The sequence below is a fragment of the Paraburkholderia phytofirmans OLGA172 genome, assembly GCF_001634365.1.
Classification (GTDB): Bacteria; Pseudomonadota; Gammaproteobacteria; order Burkholderiales; family Burkholderiaceae; genus Paraburkholderia.
This window is the reverse complement of the sequence record NZ_CP014579.1, coordinates 3,463,450-3,480,716: the sequence shown is the minus strand read 5'-3', so window position 1 is coordinate 3,480,716 and position 17,267 is coordinate 3,463,450. Positions and strand designations below refer to the sequence as shown.

At 62.7% G+C, this 17,267-nt stretch carries 17 protein-coding genes; 7 read left to right on the top strand and 10 right to left on the bottom strand.

Annotated features, from left to right (window positions below; translation table 11 throughout):
- Positions 1-3 precede the first annotated feature (3 nt).
- Positions 4-741, top strand: a complete 738-nt coding sequence (locus tag AYM40_RS35475) for a phosphorylase (protein WP_063500565.1) — start codon at positions 4-6, stop codon at positions 739-741.
- A gap of 158 nt (positions 742-899) precedes the next feature.
- Here AYM40_RS35475 and AYM40_RS35470 read toward each other — a convergent pair whose 3' ends face one another.
- Positions 900-1,895: a VacJ family lipoprotein gene (locus tag AYM40_RS35470; protein WP_082855480.1), complete on the bottom strand. Its 996-nt coding sequence runs from the start codon at positions 1,893-1,895 to the stop codon at positions 900-902.
- Positions 1,896-1,897: 2 nt separating this feature from the next.
- Positions 1,898-4,513, bottom strand: coding sequence for an MMPL family transporter (locus AYM40_RS35465; RefSeq protein ID WP_063500564.1), 2,616 nt, complete (start codon positions 4,511-4,513; stop codon positions 1,898-1,900).
- A gap of 212 nt (positions 4,514-4,725) precedes the next feature.
- Between AYM40_RS35465 and AYM40_RS35460 the strand changes: the two genes are divergently transcribed.
- Complete coding sequence (locus AYM40_RS35460; RefSeq protein ID WP_063500563.1) at positions 4,726-5,331, top strand: MlaC/ttg2D family ABC transporter substrate-binding protein; 606 nt, start codon at positions 4,726-4,728, stop codon at positions 5,329-5,331.
- Between the two features lie 521 nt (positions 5,332-5,852).
- On the opposite strand, the gene hpnH is transcribed toward AYM40_RS35460, so the two are convergent.
- Together hpnH and ispH are read right to left on the bottom strand one after the other, a co-directional pair.
- Positions 5,853-7,013, bottom strand: coding sequence for an adenosyl-hopene transferase HpnH (hpnH, locus tag AYM40_RS35455; RefSeq protein ID WP_063500562.1), 1,161 nt, complete (start codon positions 7,011-7,013; stop codon positions 5,853-5,855).
- 10 nt (positions 7,014-7,023) lie between these two features.
- Positions 7,024-7,968, bottom strand: coding sequence for a 4-hydroxy-3-methylbut-2-enyl diphosphate reductase (ispH, locus tag AYM40_RS35450; protein ID WP_063500561.1), 945 nt, complete (start codon positions 7,966-7,968; stop codon positions 7,024-7,026).
- A 257-nt stretch (positions 7,969-8,225) separates the two neighbouring features.
- Between ispH and AYM40_RS43090 the strand changes: the two genes are divergently transcribed.
- Together AYM40_RS43090 and AYM40_RS35440 are read left to right on the top strand one after the other, a co-directional pair.
- On the top strand, positions 8,226-8,486 hold the full coding sequence (locus AYM40_RS43090) for a hypothetical protein (protein ID WP_063500560.1): 261 nt from the start codon (positions 8,226-8,228) through the stop codon (positions 8,484-8,486).
- A gap of 87 nt (positions 8,487-8,573) precedes the next feature.
- Positions 8,574-9,746 carry a glycosyltransferase gene (locus AYM40_RS35440; protein WP_063500559.1) on the top strand — a complete coding sequence of 391 codons (1,173 nt, stop codon included), beginning with the start codon at positions 8,574-8,576 and terminating at the stop codon, positions 9,744-9,746.
- Positions 9,747-9,881: 135 nt separating this feature from the next.
- On the opposite strand, the gene AYM40_RS35435 is transcribed toward AYM40_RS35440, so the two are convergent.
- Together AYM40_RS35435 and hpnA are read right to left on the bottom strand one after the other, a co-directional pair.
- Positions 9,882-10,451, bottom strand: coding sequence for a hypothetical protein (locus tag AYM40_RS35435; protein WP_063500558.1), 570 nt, complete (start codon positions 10,449-10,451; stop codon positions 9,882-9,884).
- Between the two features lie 186 nt (positions 10,452-10,637).
- Positions 10,638-11,648 carry a hopanoid-associated sugar epimerase gene (gene hpnA, locus AYM40_RS35430; protein WP_063500557.1) on the bottom strand — a complete coding sequence of 337 codons (1,011 nt, stop codon included), beginning with the start codon at positions 11,646-11,648 and terminating at the stop codon, positions 10,638-10,640.
- Between the two features lie 176 nt (positions 11,649-11,824).
- Here hpnA and AYM40_RS35425 point away from each other — a divergent pair, with 176 nt between their 5' ends.
- Positions 11,825-12,118: an acylphosphatase gene (locus tag AYM40_RS35425; RefSeq protein WP_063500556.1), complete on the top strand. Its 294-nt coding sequence runs from the start codon at positions 11,825-11,827 to the stop codon at positions 12,116-12,118.
- 33 nt (positions 12,119-12,151) lie between these two features.
- On the opposite strand, the gene egtD is transcribed toward AYM40_RS35425, so the two are convergent.
- Positions 12,152-13,135 (bottom strand): L-histidine N(alpha)-methyltransferase, encoded by a 984-nt coding sequence (egtD, locus tag AYM40_RS35420; protein ID WP_063500555.1) that lies wholly within the window; start codon positions 13,133-13,135, stop codon positions 12,152-12,154.
- 638 nt (positions 13,136-13,773) lie between these two features.
- On the opposite strand from egtD, the gene rarD reads away from it, so the two are divergent.
- A complete protein-coding gene (gene rarD, locus AYM40_RS35415; protein ID WP_063500554.1) occupies positions 13,774-14,670 on the top strand; it encodes an EamA family transporter RarD in 897 nt (298 codons plus the stop codon).
- Between the two features lie 8 nt (positions 14,671-14,678).
- Here the strand turns inward: rarD and AYM40_RS35410 are convergent, their stop codons facing one another.
- Complete coding sequence (locus AYM40_RS35410) at positions 14,679-15,230, bottom strand: DUF962 domain-containing protein (RefSeq protein ID WP_063500553.1); 552 nt, start codon at positions 15,228-15,230, stop codon at positions 14,679-14,681.
- 91 nt (positions 15,231-15,321) lie between these two features.
- Between AYM40_RS35410 and AYM40_RS35405 the strand changes: the two genes are divergently transcribed.
- Positions 15,322-16,035 carry a Crp/Fnr family transcriptional regulator gene (locus AYM40_RS35405; RefSeq protein ID WP_063500552.1) on the top strand — a complete coding sequence of 238 codons (714 nt, stop codon included), beginning with the start codon at positions 15,322-15,324 and terminating at the stop codon, positions 16,033-16,035.
- 141 nt (positions 16,036-16,176) lie between these two features.
- Here AYM40_RS35405 and AYM40_RS35400 read toward each other — a convergent pair whose 3' ends face one another.
- Positions 16,177-16,542: a hypothetical protein gene (locus AYM40_RS35400; RefSeq protein ID WP_063500551.1), complete on the bottom strand. Its 366-nt coding sequence runs from the start codon at positions 16,540-16,542 to the stop codon at positions 16,177-16,179.
- A gap of 195 nt (positions 16,543-16,737) precedes the next feature.
- On the bottom strand, positions 16,738-17,109 hold the full coding sequence (locus AYM40_RS35395; RefSeq protein WP_063500550.1) for a hypothetical protein: 372 nt from the start codon (positions 17,107-17,109) through the stop codon (positions 16,738-16,740).
- Positions 17,110-17,267: the final 158 nt, after the last annotated feature.

Here is a 17,267-nt window from a genome sequence, read left to right as displayed (position 1 = left end):
CGGATGGCGCTTTCGACAACGCCGGCAGTCGACGCCGGCCGCAGCGTCTTGCCGGTGATCGTGGTGACGGGTATGGCGTTCGAAGCGCGTATCGCGCGCGGCAAGGGGGTTGAGGTGGTCTATGCCGCGCGCGCCGATCTGCTGGAGCGGGCGTTGAGCGAGGCGGTCGCGCGTGGCTGTTCGGGAATCGTCAGTTTCGGGACGGCGGGCGGGTTGGCGCCGGACCTGGAGCCGGGCGCGCTGATCGTTGCGGAGGCCGTCGAGGGGCCGTTTGGGTTTGGGCGGCTCGAGACCGATCGGGCATGGGCTGACAGGCTCGCCGCGGCGTTGTCGGCGGGGCCGCTGGCGGCGCGTCTGCGGCGTGGGCTGATGGCTGCTGTGACCGCGCCTTTGGTTTCCGCTGACGACAAGCGTGTGCTGCATCGTTCGACGGGGGCTTTGGCCGTCGATATGGAATCGCATATTGCCGGTGCGACGGCCGCTGCGCATGGGTTGCCGTTTGCGGTGTGCCGCGCGGTTGTTGATCCGGCTTGGCGCACGTTGCCTTCCGCTGCGACTGCTGGCTTGCGGGATGATGGCACCACGGCGCTAGGGCCGATTTTGCGGGAGCTGCTGCGGCAGCCGTCGCAGCTCGGGGCGCTGATTCAGGTCGCCGTCGATGCGAGAGCGGCGCGGACCTCGCTGGTGCAGGCGCGGCGTGCGATGGGGGAGGCGGGGGTTTTGCGGTTGGGGGGTGGCTGACGGCGGGTGTTGGCTGTTTGCCTAAGGCGTTGGCCTTTTCTTGTTTTGTTTGTGGTCTATTAGCATTTTGCCCCTGTGCGTGGCGGCACTTTTCCTGGCCCGCTCTTCGGCGCTGCCCGGCACGCTTTGCGCGTGCCGGGGCGTCTGACTCAAATCCCTTATTGTGTCGCCGGGACTGCTTCCTGCGGTTTTTTCTTGTCCGTCGGCGCGGTTTGCTGGAGCGGCGCCGGGGTCATTACGCCCGACGCCGCTGCAGGCGCCGCCGCTGGGGCGCTCGGCATCTCGCCTGGATCGGAATAGTTCGGCGCACCCGCCGGGGCGCCTGTGGCGCCTCCCGATGCCGCGTTCGGGGCGTCCGCTGCGTCGCCCGGGTCCGTGTAATTCGGTACGCCCGCCGCCGCGCCCGAAGCACCCTTGGCGGGTGCGGCGGCGCCGGAGTCGTCCTGGTCCTCGTAGTTCGGGGGCGGCGCGGCGTTTTCGCCCGTGCCGCGCAGGCGCGCTTTACGCTGCTGTGTGTAGGCGTCGCGAACGAACGAATACTTGTCCAGCGCGGCCTGCTGCAGCAGGTTGGATGCGCCCAGCAGGTCGGAGCGCACGCTCACGAACTGCAGCACGTACAGCGGATTGCGTACTGCCGGCTCAATGTAGTTCAGCGGGTTGAACTTCACGTCCACGATCAGACCCATGCTGTCACGCACCGTGCTCGGACCAAACAGCGGCAAGACAACGTAGGGGCCCGACGGGACGCCCCAGTGGCCCAGCGTCAAACCGAAGTCCTGGTGGTGCTTCGGCAAGCCAGCCGGCGTCGCCCAGTCGAGCAGGCCGCCGAGCCCAAAGGTCGAGTTGAACGCGAAACGCACAAAGTCTTCAGTCGCGTCCGTGAACTTCAGCTGCAACAGGTTGTTGGCGACGTTGGTCAGGTCGCCCAGATTCGAGAAGAAGTTGCTCACCGCCGTGCGCAACGGCTGCGGTGTCACCTTCTGGTAACCCTTGGCGACCGGAACGGCAATGAAGCGGTCCACGCCGTCGTTGAAATTGAAAATCACGCGATTGGCCGGTTCGAACGGGTCGCCCGGTTTGCGGTCGGGGCCGGTCGCGCAACCGGAGATCAGACCGGTTGCGGTCAGCGCCAGCACGGTGGTTCGCATCTTCATACTTATATTCCTTTGTGCTTCGCGCGACGTGGGCGCGGCTTGCCCATCAGTACAGGTTGGAACACCACAGCGCCGATCAGCGTACAAAACAACGAGAGCGCCAGCAAGCGTCCCATACTCGACGTACCCGGATGGTGCGACAGCCAGAGGCTGCCGAACGCCGTTGCCGTGGTCGCTGCGCTGAACAACACAGCATGCGTGAGGCTCGACTGCAAAAGGCCAGTCTGCCCGTTGCGCCACGCCATGACAAAATAAATCTTGAATGCTACGCCGACGCCCAGCATCAGGGGCAGCGCAATGATGTTCGCGAAGTTCAGCGGCATGCCGAACACCACGCACAACTCCAACGTTACCAGTGCCGACACCAGTAGCGGAACCAGGGTGCGCAGCATGTCGCTGAGCCGCCGCAGCGCAATCCACAACAGCACGGCAATCGACAGCAACGCGTAGCCGGCCGCCTGCAGGAACGCCTTGATGATCGTATCCGCGGAATTCAGGATCGAAATCGGGCCGCCGATCGCGTCCGGCTCCGCTTTCTTCACCGAGTGGACGAAGCGGGCGAGCATTGCGTCGTCGTTTGGATCGGTGCCGGGTTTTACCTTCGGCGCGATGTCGACGAGCGCGCGGCCGTCCTTCGAGACCCAGCTTGTGGTGATCTCCTTGGGCAGGTTGTCGCGAGTAATCTCGGTTGGCTGCAGCAGATCCGCCAGTTGCTGCAGCGCGATGCGCAGCGGCTCGGACATCGCGGTTTCGGCGTGCTCGCGCGTGGCGGCGTCGGCGGCGGCCAGCTTTTGCAGCGTCGCGGACAGATGCCTGGCTTCGGCGGCGCCCGGGCCCGGGTGGTCGTCGGCGGCGAGCGAGAGCTGGTTCGACGCGCGCTTTAACGCGGCGACGCGCACCGCGTCCGTGGCTTGAGGCGCGGACTGTTGCTGCAGTGCGGGCAAGAGTTGCTGCGCGGCACTGGCGATCAGCATCAGCTTTTGCTGCTGCTCGTCCGGGATGAAGGTGTCCAGCGTGGTCACGCGGCCCACGTCCGGCAGCGTGCGCAGACGTGCGGCCTTCTGGTCCGCGTCGGCCAGCGTGGGCGCCAGCACACTTACATTGTTGACCGCCGCTTCCGGCGAATCCTTCAGCGACAGCAGCGTCGCCATCGATTCCGTGTGCGGGTCCTTCAGATGCAGCGGGTTGAAGTCGAAGTGCAAATGCGTGAGCAACGGCGAAGCGCCGATCACCACAATGAGCGTTCCGATCAGCACCGGCCTGCGGTGATGATCGAGGAAATCGTCGACGGGGGCCAGTTGCTTGAAGCCGGGCGAAACGGCTTCGACCGGCGGGTTGAAGACTTTCAGCAGCGCCGGCAGCAGCGTCATGTTGGTGAAGTACGCGACGAACATGCCGACGCCGGCGATCTCGCCCAATTCCGACACGCCGCGGTAAGCCGTCGGCAGGAACGAGAAGAAGCTCAGCGCGACCGCCACGGCAGCGAGCGTCAGCGGCACGCCGATGCTATGTGAGGTATGCATGAGGGCGGCGGAAAGACGGTTGTCGCGATTGCGCTCCTCACGATATTTGACACCGAACTGCACGCCGAAATCGACCCCGAGCCCGACGAACAGCACCATGAAGGCGACCGAAATCATGTTGAGCGCGCCGACCAGCAGCAGGCCGAGCGCCGCGGTGATCGCGAGCCCGACGAACAGCGTGATGAACACGGCGACGATCATGCGGCTCGAACGCAGTGCCAGCCACAGAATGACCAGCACGACGATGAAGGTGCCGATGCCGTTGAGCGCGGCGCCGTCCTGGACCGACGCGAATTCTTCGTCCGCGAGCGGCTGTTCGCCGGTCAGGCGGACCGTGGCGCCATAGCGCGTATCGAGGTGCAGCGAGGCGGCGGTGGCGCGGATCGCTTTCGACGCGCTCGCGCCCGGTTCCAGCGCGTCGTAGTTCACGACCGGCTGCACCGTGACGAAGGCGCGCGCCGGATCCGTGGCGGCGCCCTTATCGACCAGCGCGCGCCATGAGAAGGCCGCCGGTTGGCCGGCCAGCACGCGGTCGAACGTGGTTGCGCTTTGCGACAGCAAATGGCTCATGTCGGCCAGCTTCACCTGACCGAGCTGCAGCGGCAGCAAGAGGCTCGTGGTGAGCGTGCCGGCGAGGCCGGTCAGGCTCGGATCGTGCGCAAGGGCATTGACGAGCGGGCGCGACTGGACGAGCTGCGAGGTGGTCGAGAGGACCTCGTCGGTCGACGGGAACAACAGGCCATTGTGTTCGAAGAACGGGCCGCCGGCGGGCTGCGAGACCGCGATAAACTCCTTCGGATCGGCTTTGAGCGCGGCTGTCAGGGCATTGGCGGCGGCATCGGCAAACTCCGGTGCGCGGGCTTCGACCACCACCAGCACGGTTTGACCGCGATCCGGGAAGGCTGCGTCCATGGCATTTTCGAGCGACGACCATTGCTTGTTGGTCTCGACGAGACGGCCGATATCCGTGTTGATCTTGAAGTTATAGGCAACGTAGAAGCCGCTCAAAACGGCGAGCACGAGCGACACGGCGATGATCCGTGATGGATGGCGCACCGAATAGGCGACGAGGCGGACAATAGATGACTTCAGCATGTAGGCGGAGGTGGCCTTATCACGGATAGTGTTTTTGACGAAAGTGCACAAGTATACAGAGCCAGAGCGACTCGGTTCCACTTCGGTAGAAAGGCCGGCTCCCAGATGGCGTGGATGGGGCGGGAACGCAATATCGGTATACTGGTCTATCCTGCATTTGCTGTGGGCTCGTGAGCCTGCCAGCGCTTACTTCTTGGGGATTTGGCGAGCGTATGAAACGTTATCTGTCTGCTTTTCTGGCTGCGGCTGTGGTGTCCACTGCGGCCTATGCGCAAAGCGCGCCCGATGCGGTGGTGAAGAGTGCCGTCGAAGGCACGGTGGCCGCGATGAAGGCCGATCCACAGGCGCGCGGTGGCGATATGGCGAAGATTACCGAGCTGGTTCAAACGCGATTTGTGCCGGCTACCGATTTTCAGCGCACCACGCGGATCGCGGTCGGGAAGGCATGGGGCACTGCAACCCCTGAGCAGCAAAAGCAGTTATATGACCAGTTTACGCTGCTGCTGGTGCGCACTTATGCATCATCGCTTTCGCAGTTGCGGGATCAGGACGTGAAGTTCAAGTTTTTGCCTGTCAATGAGGCGGCCGGCGCCAAGGATCTGGTGGTGCAGTCGCACGTGATCAGCAACGGCGGTGACGATGCCATCGACTACCGGCTGACCAAGGGCGCCAACGGCTGGAAGATTTACGACATCAACATGATGGGCGCCTGGCTGATTCAGGTGTATCAGACGCAGTTTGCCGATCAGATTTCCAAGGGCGGCATTGACGGCCTGATCAAGTTCCTGACTGCGCATAACGCACGCAGCGCAGGCTGAAGTCAGCCAAAAAAGAAAAAGCGCGGTGGCAATCGGGCCCAGCCCCTCACTTAGCGTGTTGTTAGGGGCCTTGCCGGACGGGGCTGATTCAATGCCGAGGACCCAAATCCTCGGCATTTTTATATTTTTCGGCCCAAAAGTCTAAAATTCGGCGGCAATTTCCGCTTAAGGACCAGTTCTCGGCGCTTTCGGGCATTCAATCCGTCCACGGCAATCCGTGCGCGACGACCTCTGGCGGGGGTTCTCAGGCCGCGTCCGGGTATCAACGGCCTCAGCAATACCTAGCCTTCAGTCCCGCGCAGCCCGGCCTTCCAAGGAGGCCTGGCCTCGTTTTCCGCGCGGGAAATTTTTTTAAAAGTAGAAGAGCCCCGCCAATCCAAGACTGGCGGGGCTCAGCGTTAAATCAAACGCCCGGCAACAACACGCTAAGTGAGGGGCTGGGCAATCGGGCCACCGCGCTTTTTTGCGAAACATGCGCGTCAGTCATGGGGCGGACATAGCCGCCCCAATGCCAGAAGTTCTCAGTGTGCGGAAGCGGAAGCCGCCGTCTGCACCTTCTTACCCTTTCCAGCGCGCCCAATTTCTTCGAGCTTGATCTCGACGTGCCGCGAGAACACGTACTCAGCGGGACGCTGCTTGTCCAAAGCAATATCCTTGGTAAAGGCGCCGGAAGTCTTCGGGCCGCGCAAGCTGACCTTCAACGCCTTCAACGGGTGCGCCACCGTATCCATCACGGCAGTCGCTTCGAAACCGCAGTGCACCATGCAATCCGCGCACTTCTCATAGTTACCCGTGCCGTACTTTTCCCACTCCGTGGTTTCCATCAGTTCCTTGAAGGTCTTCACGTAGCCTTCGCCGACCAGGTAGCACGGCTTCTGCCAGCCGAACACCGTACGCGCCGGGTTGCCCCAAGGCGTGCACTCGTACGTCTGATTGCCGGCCAGGAAGTCGAGGAACATGCCCGACTGGCTGAACGACCAGTTCTTGCCGTTGTTGCCGCGCTTGAAAATCTCGCGGAACAGTTGCTTGGTCTTGTCGCGGTTCAGGAAGTGCTGCTGATCCGGCGCGCGTTCATACGCGTAACCCGGCGAGACGGTGATACCGTCCACGCCCATCGGGCCGAGCGTGTCGAAGAACGCGGCGACGCGTTCCGGCACGGCGTCGTTGAACAACGTGCAGTTGATGTTCACGCGGAAACCGCGGCGCTTCGCTTCCTTGATGGCGGCGACAGCCTTGTCGTACACGCCTTCCTGCGACACCGAGTGATCGTGCGCCTGTTGATCGCCGTCCAGGTGAACCGACCAGACGAAGTACGGATTCGGCTCGTAGTCGTCCATCTTCTTTTCCATCAGCAACGCATTCGTGCACAGGTACACGAACTTCTTGCGCGCGATGATGCCCTTCACGATCTGCGGCATTTCCTTGTGCAGGAGCGGCTCGCCGCCTGCAATCGAAACGACCGGTGCGCCGCATTCGTCGACTGCGCCAAGGCATTCTTCGAGCGACAGACGCTGATTCAGGATGGGATCCGGATAATCGATCTTGCCGCAGCCATTACAGGCAAGATTGCAGCGGAACAGCGGCTCCAGCATCAAGGCGAGCGGGTAGCGTTTGTTGCCAGAGAGATGCTGACGCATGATGTATGCGCCAACCCGGACTTTCTGTAGCAGCGGAATAGACAAGACGTCCTCCTTAAACTTCGCGTGCAGCGAGTGGTTGCATCAGTTTCGATGGCAACTTGAATTCGACTTTCTCTTCACGGCCCGCCATCGTCGTGACATCGACAGGCCCCAATGCGCGCAGCGCATCGATTACGTTCGTTACCATCTCTTCCGGCGCGGAAGCACCAGCCGTGATGCCGACGGTCTGCACGTTCGCAAACCACTCCGGCTTCACTTCCGAGCCATCGGCGACGAGATAACTCGCCACGCCGGTTTCGCTGCCGATCTCGCGCAGCCGGTTCGAGTTCGAACTGTTGGTTGCGCCCACCACCAGCAGCACCTCGACCTCTTTGCTCAGCTCACGCACCGCCGCCTGGCGGTTTTGCGTGGCGTAGCAGATGTCGCGCGTGTCCGGACCGACGATGTCGGTGAAGCGGCGCAGCAAGGCGTCGATGATGCCGCGCGTGTCGTCGACCGAAAGCGTGGTCTGCGTGACGTACGCAAGCGGCGTATCGAGCGGCAGGTCCAGATGCGCGACTTCGGCCTCGCTCTGCACCAGCAGCACCGTGCCGGGAATCTGGCCGATCGTGCCTTCCACTTCCGGATGGCCTGCGTGGCCGATCAGGATCAGGGTACGGCCCGCAGCCACATATTGGCGCCCCTGCACGTGAACTTTGGTCACGAGCGGGCAGGTCGCGTCGAGCACGTCGAGGCCGCGCTGTTCCGCGTCGCGCTCGACGGTCTGCGCGACACCATGTGCGCTGAAAATCGCGACGGCGCCATGCGGCACCTCATCGAGTTCTTCGACAAAGCGCGCGCCTTTCTGGCGCAAATTGTCTACCACGTGGCGATTGTGAACAATCTCGTGGCGGACATACACGGGCGCGCCGTGTTGCTGTAACGCGCGATCGACAATCTCGATGGCACGAACAACACCCGCACAAAAGCCGCGGGGCTGAGCAAGGATGACTCGCATAAATTGGCGAACTCCGACTGACGCGGGTCTCGAAGAAGTCGGTAATTATGACTTTATCGCCGCGACCATCTATTTAGTTGACGTCTTGAGCCCCGGCGATGAGGCCGGTACAGCAAAACCAAACGCGCATTCTAACGCTATCAGGCCGGCTTTGCTCTGCACGCCTGCCAAGGTGTTGGGCAGCCGCCGCACCGAGGGCTCGCCGTTCGGCACCGCATCCGTGGCGCAGGCGGCAATGCGCGGGTGGCAATGCGCGGATGGCAATGATTACACGCTGCACCGGTTTGGCGGAACCCTTAAACTACGTGGTCCTGCGGTGCACGTTTGCGACCGCATTACAGAAAGGTTTCAAGGCTCGCTGGATGGGCGTCGGATCAGAGCGGCGCGCGGCGCCGGTGCACCCACTCCTGTTCGGCAAGCTCGCCGGCGCGATTGCGCAGTATAAACTGCCGCTCGCGTTGCGTACTCCCGGGCGGCTGCGAATCGAGCTGTGCGGCGCCATCCGGCGGCTTGCTTGACTGGTGCGTCGTCGCGGCACGCACTGTGGTGATGCGTCTGTCGCGACGCGTCGGCGTCCACGCGGGTTCACTCGAGGGTAATGGTTAATGGCGGTGGTTCTGTTTCTTCTTTCGTGTCTTTCCCTGCTGATCTGGTGCGTGTTGTTGTTCGCGCGTGGCGGTTTCTGGCGGGCGCGTCCCGCCACGCCGCTCACGCTCGAACCGCGTGAAACCTGGCCTGCGGTTGCCGCCGTCGTGCCGGCACGCAATGAGGTCGATGTGATCGCGCAAGCAGTCACAACTCTGCTCGAGCAGGACTATCCGGGCGAGTTCCACGTCATTGTCGTCGACGACCACAGCACCGACGGCACCGCCGACGCCGCCCGCGCGGCCGCGTTGCAACTGCAATGCCCCGATCGCCTGACGGTCCTGAGCGCGAAGCCGCTGCCGCCGGGCTGGTCCGGCAAGGTGTGGGCGCAGTCGCAAGGTATCGAGGCGGTGCGCACGCTCGGCCTGCCGGCCGATTTCCTGCTGCTCACCGACGCGGACATCGGCCATCCCGCCGACGCCGTCGCACAACTCGTCGCCCGTGCGGATGCGGAAAAGCGCGACCTCGTCTCGCTGATGGTCCGTCTGCGCTGCGATTCGTTCTGGGAGAAGGCGTTGATCCCGGCCTTCGTGTTCTTCTTCGCGAAGCTGTACCCGTTTTCGTGGGTCAACAACCCGCGCAACCGCACGGCCGCAGCTGCGGGCGGCTGCATGCTGGTCCGGCGCAGCGCGCTCGAAGAAGCGGGCGGCATCGAGTCGATTCGCGCCGAACTGATCGACGATTGCAGCCTTGCTGCGCGGATCAAGCATCGCGGCACGGGGCGTCACCCGATCCGTCTGGATGTGGCGGCGCGCAGCGTGTCGCTGCGTCCTTACGACAGCTGGCGTGAGATCTGGAACATGATCGCGCGCACGGCCTTTACCCAGTTGCATTACTCGCCGCTGCTGCTGGCAGGCACGCTGTTGGGCATGACGATCATCTACCTGATGCCGCCGGTGGCTGCGCTGGTGCTCGGTCCGCAGGGCTGGCCGGCGTGGCTTGCCTGGGCGCTCATGTGCTGCGCTTATGCGCCGATGCTCGGCTATTACCGCCGCTCGCCGCTGTGGGCGCCGTTTCTGCCGCTGGTGGCTTTGTTCTATGTCGGCGCGACGTTCGCGTCGGCGGTGCGCTACTGGCGCGGCAAGGGCGGCCAATGGAAGGCGCGGGTGCAGGCGCCGGTGCAGGAGCGCTGAGACGCGCATTCAGAGATTTATCAGACGAAAAGAAAAGCGGCGCACTCTAAACTGAACCCCAAAAATTTGGACACCCGTCCACGCTTTTTGGGGTTCAGTTCATTCAGGCGCCGCTTTTTTAAATCGACCTTTATATCAGCCCTTGGTGAGCATCATGTACATCTGGATCACCATGTCGGGCGAGAACGTGAACGGCACCCAGCCGTGGCCGGTGTGGCGCATCACCAGCAGACGGTCGCCATTCGACTGTTTCTGCACGGCCATGACGGGGTTTTTCGTCGAGACGAAGCGCCAGCCCGGCGGGATGCCGGGCGGCGGTTCCGGCTTCATCGAGGCACGTGCGTTCGACAATTCCTCGATCAATTGCCCGATCTGCTCAGCACCCAGCGCGACCGTCTGACCGCCGATGGTCATCGTGATCTCGTTCTGCGCGGGGCGGTTGATTTCGAGCGTCGGCTGCAACTGGGCGGCCGGTTCTTCGCCAGGCGCCGGTGCCGGCTCCGCTGCCTCTACCGCGACCGCCGCTGCTTCAGGCGCAACGTCTTGCGCTTGCGATTCGGATGAGACGTGATTGGCCACCGGCGCTGCCTGCGCTGCGGCCTCTGCGGGTGTCTGGGGGATGTTTTCGGCCTGTGGGGCCACGACAGCCTGGATGAGCTGATCGACGCCCATTTCCAGCGCGCCGAGCTGTTCATGAAGATTCATGCGAGGTTTCTCTGGTAAGACCCACGATTTTAACTGCTGCGCGTAGGCTTTTACCTGTCGCAAACACAGTGACGTTGTAACAAAGTGCGTGCAGGCCACGCCGGAGCGTCCGGCGTGGCCTGCACGACCTGGGTGATGCGGCTTGCGCGGCCCGGCGCGGAGTATCGTGTCCGGGTTAGGACTTGATCAGGGCTTTAAATACCCGGCTTGCCTGAACCATTCGATCGCATCGCTCAAGCCTTCGCGATAAGGTCGCGCGCGATAGCCGAGCTCGCGTTCCGCTTTCGCCGACGTGAAGTACATTTTGTTCTTCGACATTTTCAAACCGTCGACGGTGAGGAACGGTTCGCGCTTCGTGATCTTGGCGACTGCTTCGGCGCCCGCGGCGAGCGGATAAAGCGGCCAGCGCGGCAAACTCAGCGTCGGCGCTTTGCGGCCGGTCAGCGCCGCGATATCCGCCAGCATTTGTTGCAGCGGCAGATTTTCGCCGCCGAGAATGTAGCGTTCGCCGATCTTGCCACGTTCGAGGGCGAGAAAATGGCCGGCGGCCACGTCATCCACATGCACGAGGTTCAGCCCCGTATCGACGAACGCGGGAATCTTGCCGAGCGCCGCCTCGACGATGATGCGACCGGTCGGCGTCGGCTTGACGTCGCGCGGACCGATCGGCGTGGACGGGTTGACGATTACGGCCGGCAGGCCGTCCTCGGCGATCATGCGCTCCACCGCGCGTTCGGCCAGCACCTTGCTGCGCTTGTACACGCCGATCGCCTGGTCGGCTTTGAGCGGCGAGGTCTCGTCCGCGGACTGACCGGAACTGGTGACTTTCAGCGTGGCCACGCTGCTCGTGTAGACGATGCGCTCGACCCCTTCCTTCAACGCCGCGCGCATGGTCGCCTCGGTGCCTTCGAGATTCGAGCGCTCGATTTCGCTCGGGTCTGGCGCCCACAGGCGATAGTCTGCCGCGACGTGCAGCAGATAGCGCACGCCGCGCAGCGCGTTGCGCATCGACGCTTCGTCGCGCATATCGCCGACGACGATTTCCGCATCCAGCGCCTCGACGTTTTTGCGTGGACTGGTAGCGCGCACCAGCACGCGCACCTTGAAACCCTTCTGCTGCGCGATGCGCGCCACCGACGAGCCCACGAAGCCGGATGCGCCGGTCACGAGCACGAGATCGCGATTCTGTTCGGTCATTCTCTTTCATTCCCTGCGTGACAGTCGACGGATTGTACGTGTCGCGCGGGCCGCGTGTCGCGCCGGGCGGCCTGGACGCGCAGGCGAACTGAGACATCGCCGAGCATTCTCGTCGCGACGCGACTAGAATGCCGGCTTGAAAGATTTGCGTTGCATGGGACACAGGAGAGGACGGCATGGCCCCGGATCTGGATCAGCGGATCGAAACGTATTACGTGCGGGTGCGCGGGACCGTACAGGGCGTGGGCTTTCGCCACGCCACTGTGCGGCAGGCCCACGCGCTCGGTATCAAGGGATGGGTGGCGAATCTCGACGACGGCTCCGTCGAAGCCATGTTGCAGGGCTCGGCCAACCAGGTCGACCGGATGCTGTCGTGGCTGCGGCACGGGCCGCCGGCGGCGCGCGTGACCGAAGTGACCGGCGAGGAGCGCGCGACCGAAAAGCGTTACGAGCGCTTCGAGCAGCACTGAGGCCACCGAGGCCACCGAGGCACGACTGAGCGCCTAGCGCGCCACCAGCAAACTCTCAGCGAACCCCCATTCATCTTCGACCCACTGATGGCTGCACACGAAGCCGGCATCGTCGGCGATCGCGGGCATCTCGTCCGCGCGATATTTGTGGCTGCTCTCGGTCCAGATGGTTTCGCCTGCTTTGAGCGAGACCGTCAATTGCGCGGCGCCCACGTGTACGGTGACATTGCGTTTCGCGCGCAGATGCATCTCGATGCTGCGCGCGTCCGGATTGAAGCGCGCGACGTGCTCGAACGCATCGAGCGGAAAATCGCCGTCGAGTTCGCGATTGACGCGCGCCAGCAGATTCAGATTGAACGATGCGGTCACGCCGATCGCATCGTCGTAGGCGGCCACGAGCACCGGCGTCGGCTTGATCAGATCCGTGCCGAGCAGCAGCGCGTCGCCGGGCGCCAGCATGTTGCGGATATCGCGCAGAAAACGCGTCGCCGCGAGTCGGCCGAAATTGCCGATCGTACTGCCAAGAAACAGCACGAGTAAGCGTTCGTCCGCCGCGCGGTTCTTGCTCACCTCGGCCAGTCCGGCCAGGTAATCGCGTTCATAGCCGACGATCGAGATGCGCTCGATGTCGCCGAGTTCGCGCCTGCACAACTGCAGCGCGCTGCGCGAAATTTCAATCGGGAAGTAAGAAGTGGGGCGCTTTTTACACAGCGCTTCCAGAATGCGCCGCGTTTTGCGGCCGCTGCCGCTGCCCAGTTCGGCGACGGTCACGTCGTGCGGCAGGTGCGCGACGATATCCGCCGCGTGCTTCGTGAGCAGCCGCTCCTCGGCGCGTGTCACGCCGTATTCGGGCAGCACGGTGATCACTTCGAACAGCGCGGAGCCTACTTCGTCATACAGATACTTCGACGGCAGCTCTTTCTGCGGCGTGTGCGTGAGTCCGGCGCGTACGTCGGCGGCGAAGGTAGCGCGAAGCAGATCGGGCGATGCGTCGTGCGAGAGGGCTGGCTGGGTCATGCTGGCTCCAGTAGTCACATTCGATGAGCGGGATTGCTGGCCGGGCGGCGGCATGCGCGGCGAAACGCAGTTGATGCATGCCGTGAGGAAGAAGGGCTGGCCCGGTCCGCGTGGACTGCCTTTGCCAGCCCGGCTCATTGATGCTGCAGAAGACGGTTGCAAATGACGGTTGCAAATGACGGTTGCAAATGACGGTTGACGGTTGACGGTTGCGACGGATATCCAGGATCTCCCAGATGACGTTGCAAACGGTGTCGCCAGACTTCGCAGCAAGATTCGCGCTTGAGCAACTGCACGGGAAATGGCCGGCGTTGCAGTTGCGGATTTGCCTGGCGCACGTGAAGTTATGTTCTAGTGCATCGGCGCGCGATGCGCACGGGAAAAATTGCTGCCAATTGCAAGGAATGAGCGAGCATGTTGGCGGGGAACCCGTCTAGAATGCCCGCTTGCATCGCTTATCGAAGATAAAAACGCAGCGCCTGATACGCACTACCAGCCGCACTGCCAGCTTGTGAGACTTCACTTCTAATGACAACAATTCGAGGCGTGCAGCCGTATGCTGCGCCGCACACACCTGTATCTGCATCTGCTCGCGCCCCCGCACCGCATGCCAAAGGGATTGAGCCACGAGCCGCGCGATGAACCAGTATGACCCAAAGCGCGGGATCGCGTTGTCACTCGGCGCGTCGGCGATGTTTGCTTTACTGTCCGCTTACGCCAAGCTGCTTGCGCCGCTGAGCGGTCTCGACATCTTCGCATGGCGTGTTGTGTGGACCGTCCCCGGGGCGCTTCTGCTGATCGTGCTGCGCAAACGCCTGCCTATTCTTCGGCAACTTCTTTACCGCATGGTGACGGAACCGAAGCTCGGCGCGGCGATGGTTGTCAGCGCAGGTTTGCTGGGCGCGCAGCTGTGGGTGTTTCTATGGGCGCCGCTGCATGGGCGCATGCTTGAAGTCTCGCTCGGCTATTTTCTGCTGCCGCTCGTGATGGTACTGGTGGGGCGCTTCTACTATCACGAGAGTCTCGACGGTCTGCAGTGGCTCGCTGTTATCTGCGCCGCTTTGGGCGTCGCGCATGAACTGTGGATGACGGGTGCCTTTTCATGGCCCACCTTGCTCGTCGCACTCGGCTATCCACCGTATTTCGTGCTGCGCCGCAAAATCAACCAGGATTCGCTGGCTATGTTCACGGTGGAAATGGCGCTGCTGCTGCCCGCGGCGGCGGTGTTTGTCGTCATCGGCGGGTCGCTTGCGACGATCGGCAACCGTATCGACATGTGGTGCTTGCTGTTGCCAGGGCTCGGTGCGCTCAGCACCATTGCGCTCGCTTCGTATCTGAAGGCGAGCCGGTTATTGCCGATCGCATTGTTCGGCATCCTCGGGTATGTCGAACCGGTGTTGCTCGTGTTTGTCTCGATCACGTTGCTCGGCGAGACGCTCAGTGCCGCACAATTGGTCACGTATATTCCGATCTGGATTGCGGTTGCGCTGACGGCATTGCATAGCGTGCGGCTCGTTCGCTTTGCGACGCGCTGAGCCTCGCTTCAGCGATGCGCCGCCGCGCGATCCGCATTGATGCGCGTCGCGCCGACCTGCGCCTCGATCGCTTCGCGCAGCGCCGGCCGCCAGCCGAAACCGAACAATGCTTCAGCGAGGACGAAGAGCGGCCCGATCAGCAGGCCGATCACATCGTCGACAAATGCCGGCTTGCGATGTTCATATGCGACGTGGCCAATGAACTGAAACACCCAGCCGACCACGAATAGTCCGATGCCCGAGGCGAGCCAGGTGAGCGTAGCTTGCGCAGCGAGCCACTGTCCGCACGCGACGCACAACACCGATACCACGGTCATCATTACCCCGAGCGGCACGTCGAGCACGAGGTAATAGACGCTCGCCGCGGCGAACAGCACCCACGCGGGCGATAAGGCAAACGGCAACGAAAACGGCAGCGCACCGAAGCCGAAAACCGGCCGGCTCAACAACACCGCCAGCGCCAGCACGATCATCGGAATGCCGATGAAATGCGTGGCGATATTGCGCCGGTCACGATGGTAGGCCGCGTATTGCGTAAGCTGTTGCGTCAGCGTTCTCATGGGTGCCGCTCCTCGATCAAAGTCAGCATAATCGCGGGCAGCCGAATTTGAAACCATCGGGTAGCCGACAATCGGGCACGGATGCCGTCCTATGACTGTGAGTTTTTCATCGAATGAGCTTGCCACGCTGCTTGAGCGCAGTGCGTGGTTTCGCTCGGCGCCCGCTGCCATGCAGGCGCAGTTGATCCAGGCGGGGCGTGTCGAGCGCCTCACGGCCGGTGAACGGCTCTTTACGCGCGGCGATTCCGACGACGGCCTCTATTGCGTGCTCGACGGTCTGGTGCGAATTGGCGCGGCGAGTTCGGCCGGCAAGGAAGCGTTGCTTGCGGTCATCGAGCCGGTCAACTGGTTCGGTGAGATCGCGTTGTTCGATAACCGCCCGCGAACCCATGACGCGTATGCCGAACGCGATGCCGAGCTGTTTCATGTGCCGCGCGCCGCGCTTGCCGCGCTGCTCGAACGCGCGCCCGAGTATTGGCATGTCTTCGGTTTGTTGTTGACGCAAAAGCTGCGCCTCGCGTTCGATGCCATTGAAGAAGCCGCCTTGCTTCCGGCTGCGCAGCGCGTGGCGCGCCGCTTGTTGTTGATGGCAGGCGGCTACGGCGAACCCGGCGCACTGCGGCGTGTGCTCAAAGTGCCGCAGGAGGACCTGGCGATGATGCTGGCTTTGTCGCGGCAGACGATCAATCAGGTGCTCAAGCAGTTCGAAACGCAGGGTGCGTTGAAGCTGGGCTATGCGGAAATCGAAATCGCCGATGCGCAAAAGCTCAACGCGCTAGCTGAGCTGAACCCAGCGCGGGATTGATCGAAGATCGGCTCGATTTAGCCCGTTAGCTCATCACCCCGGCAAACTCGGCGCGCAGGTCTTGCAACCGGTCGCGCGCGGTGCTCAGGCGCTCGACGAGTTGTGCCGAAGCGCGCGTGATCGGCATGCGTGTTTCGTCCGTCATTGAATGATCGAAGGCCAGCAGGGCTTTTGATCGCGGACGGCTTGGCGGCGCTTCAATGGTCCGATCAGTGCTGCGGGGAGTGTCGAGATCAGCGTATGCAAGGTGAAATCGAGGTCGTCGAGCGCAATGTCGAGTTGCACGCGTACTTCTTCGCGCACGGCCTCTGTGCTGATCACATACACGCCGAGCGGAGAATGAAGCAGGGTGCGCAGCTGGGCGCCAGGAAGATCGTGCGGAGGGTGGGGCAGGGTCACCTGCAAGCGGGCGCGAGCCGCGGGGAAGGGAATCACATTGTTGCGTTGGGCCGGCGGCGCGCTGAGCGGCTGCATTTCGAAGCTGTCGATTGATTGCGTGAGAGCCATTTGATGCGGCGTTCGTTGACGCCATGGTTGATCAAGACAGTTCGAGATTAGACGTCTACGGGTAAACGCAGTGCAAAAATTGGGGTGTCTGACGAAAAAAAGGCGAGTCACTAGACTCGCCCTCCCTGAACGGCACAGTTCGGCTTCGATTAACTACGCATGCCTGGCCGGTGCGTGCCGAAAACCGATCACGTGTTATTGCGCTTTCGTCGTGTCGGTTTTTGCGCCGTCGGTTTTTACCGGGGCAGTGCTGGCCTCTTTCGTGCTGTCCGTCTTGGTCTTGCTTGCGCTTGTGTCGACCGGAGTCTTCTTGGTGGCTTTGTGCGTCTTCGCCGTGTGTGTGGCGGAAGCCTTTTTCACATGCGCTTTCGTAGCAGCTTTAGTCGGCGCATTCGTCGTCGCCGTGCCATTGTCGGCGGCGCCGGTTTGCGCGGCGGTGCTCGCCTTCAGATTCGCTTGGCCGGCGGGCTGCGTTTGTGCGGGTTGCGCGGCCGCCGGCGCGGCGGTTTGTGCGAATGCGGTCGACACGACGAGAGCGGAAGCGAGAGCAGCGAAAAGCGTCTTCATGATGTAACTCCTGGTTAAACCGGTTGTTCTTTGTGCAGCGGCTGAAATATTTCAGCGCTGCCGGTTTAACGTTGGCCGGAGGACAGCAGTTGACGGTGCTCTGGTGACAAAACGTAACGGCGGATACATATCGGGGTCCTGAATCCGCCGGCGCCGAT

What these genes read in the sequence shown, in the direction of transcription:
- AYM40_RS35440 (WP_063500559.1), top strand. Translation starts at nt 8,574, where the DNA reads ATGGCGGTGGTTCTGTTTCTTCTTTCGTGTCTTTCCCTGCTGATCTGG.
- rarD (WP_063500554.1), top strand. Translation starts at nt 13,774, where the DNA reads ATGAACCAGTATGACCCAAAGCGCGGGATCGCGTTGTCACTCGGCGCG.
- hpnA (WP_063500557.1), bottom strand. Translation starts at nt 11,648, where the DNA reads ATGACCGAACAGAATCGCGATCTCGTGCTCGTGACCGGCGCATCCGGC.
- AYM40_RS35410 (WP_063500553.1), bottom strand. Translation starts at nt 15,230, where the DNA reads ATGAGAACGCTGACGCAACAGCTTACGCAATACGCGGCCTACCATCGT.
- AYM40_RS35460 (WP_063500563.1), top strand. Translation starts at nt 4,726, where the DNA reads ATGAAACGTTATCTGTCTGCTTTTCTGGCTGCGGCTGTGGTGTCCACT.
- AYM40_RS35475 (WP_063500565.1), top strand. Translation starts at nt 4, where the DNA reads ATGGCGCTTTCGACAACGCCGGCAGTCGACGCCGGCCGCAGCGTCTTG.
- AYM40_RS35425 (WP_063500556.1), top strand. Translation starts at nt 11,825, where the DNA reads ATGGCCCCGGATCTGGATCAGCGGATCGAAACGTATTACGTGCGGGTG.
- egtD (WP_063500555.1), bottom strand. Translation starts at nt 13,135, where the DNA reads ATGACCCAGCCAGCCCTCTCGCACGACGCATCGCCCGATCTGCTTCGC.
- AYM40_RS43090 (WP_063500560.1), top strand. Translation starts at nt 8,226, where the DNA reads ATGGCAATGATTACACGCTGCACCGGTTTGGCGGAACCCTTAAACTAC.
- AYM40_RS35405 (WP_063500552.1), top strand. Translation starts at nt 15,322, where the DNA reads ATGACTGTGAGTTTTTCATCGAATGAGCTTGCCACGCTGCTTGAGCGC.
- ispH (WP_063500561.1), bottom strand. Translation starts at nt 7,968, where the DNA reads ATGCGAGTCATCCTTGCTCAGCCCCGCGGCTTTTGTGCGGGTGTTGTT.
- AYM40_RS35400 (WP_063500551.1), bottom strand. Translation starts at nt 16,542, where the DNA reads ATGGCTCTCACGCAATCAATCGACAGCTTCGAAATGCAGCCGCTCAGC.
- AYM40_RS35465 (WP_063500564.1), bottom strand. Translation starts at nt 4,513, where the DNA reads ATGCTGAAGTCATCTATTGTCCGCCTCGTCGCCTATTCGGTGCGCCAT.
- AYM40_RS35395 (WP_063500550.1), bottom strand. Translation starts at nt 17,109, where the DNA reads ATGAAGACGCTTTTCGCTGCTCTCGCTTCCGCTCTCGTCGTGTCGACC.
- AYM40_RS35435 (WP_063500558.1), bottom strand. Translation starts at nt 10,451, where the DNA reads ATGAATCTTCATGAACAGCTCGGCGCGCTGGAAATGGGCGTCGATCAG.
- AYM40_RS35470 (WP_082855480.1), bottom strand. Translation starts at nt 1,895, where the DNA reads ATGAAGATGCGAACCACCGTGCTGGCGCTGACCGCAACCGGTCTGATC.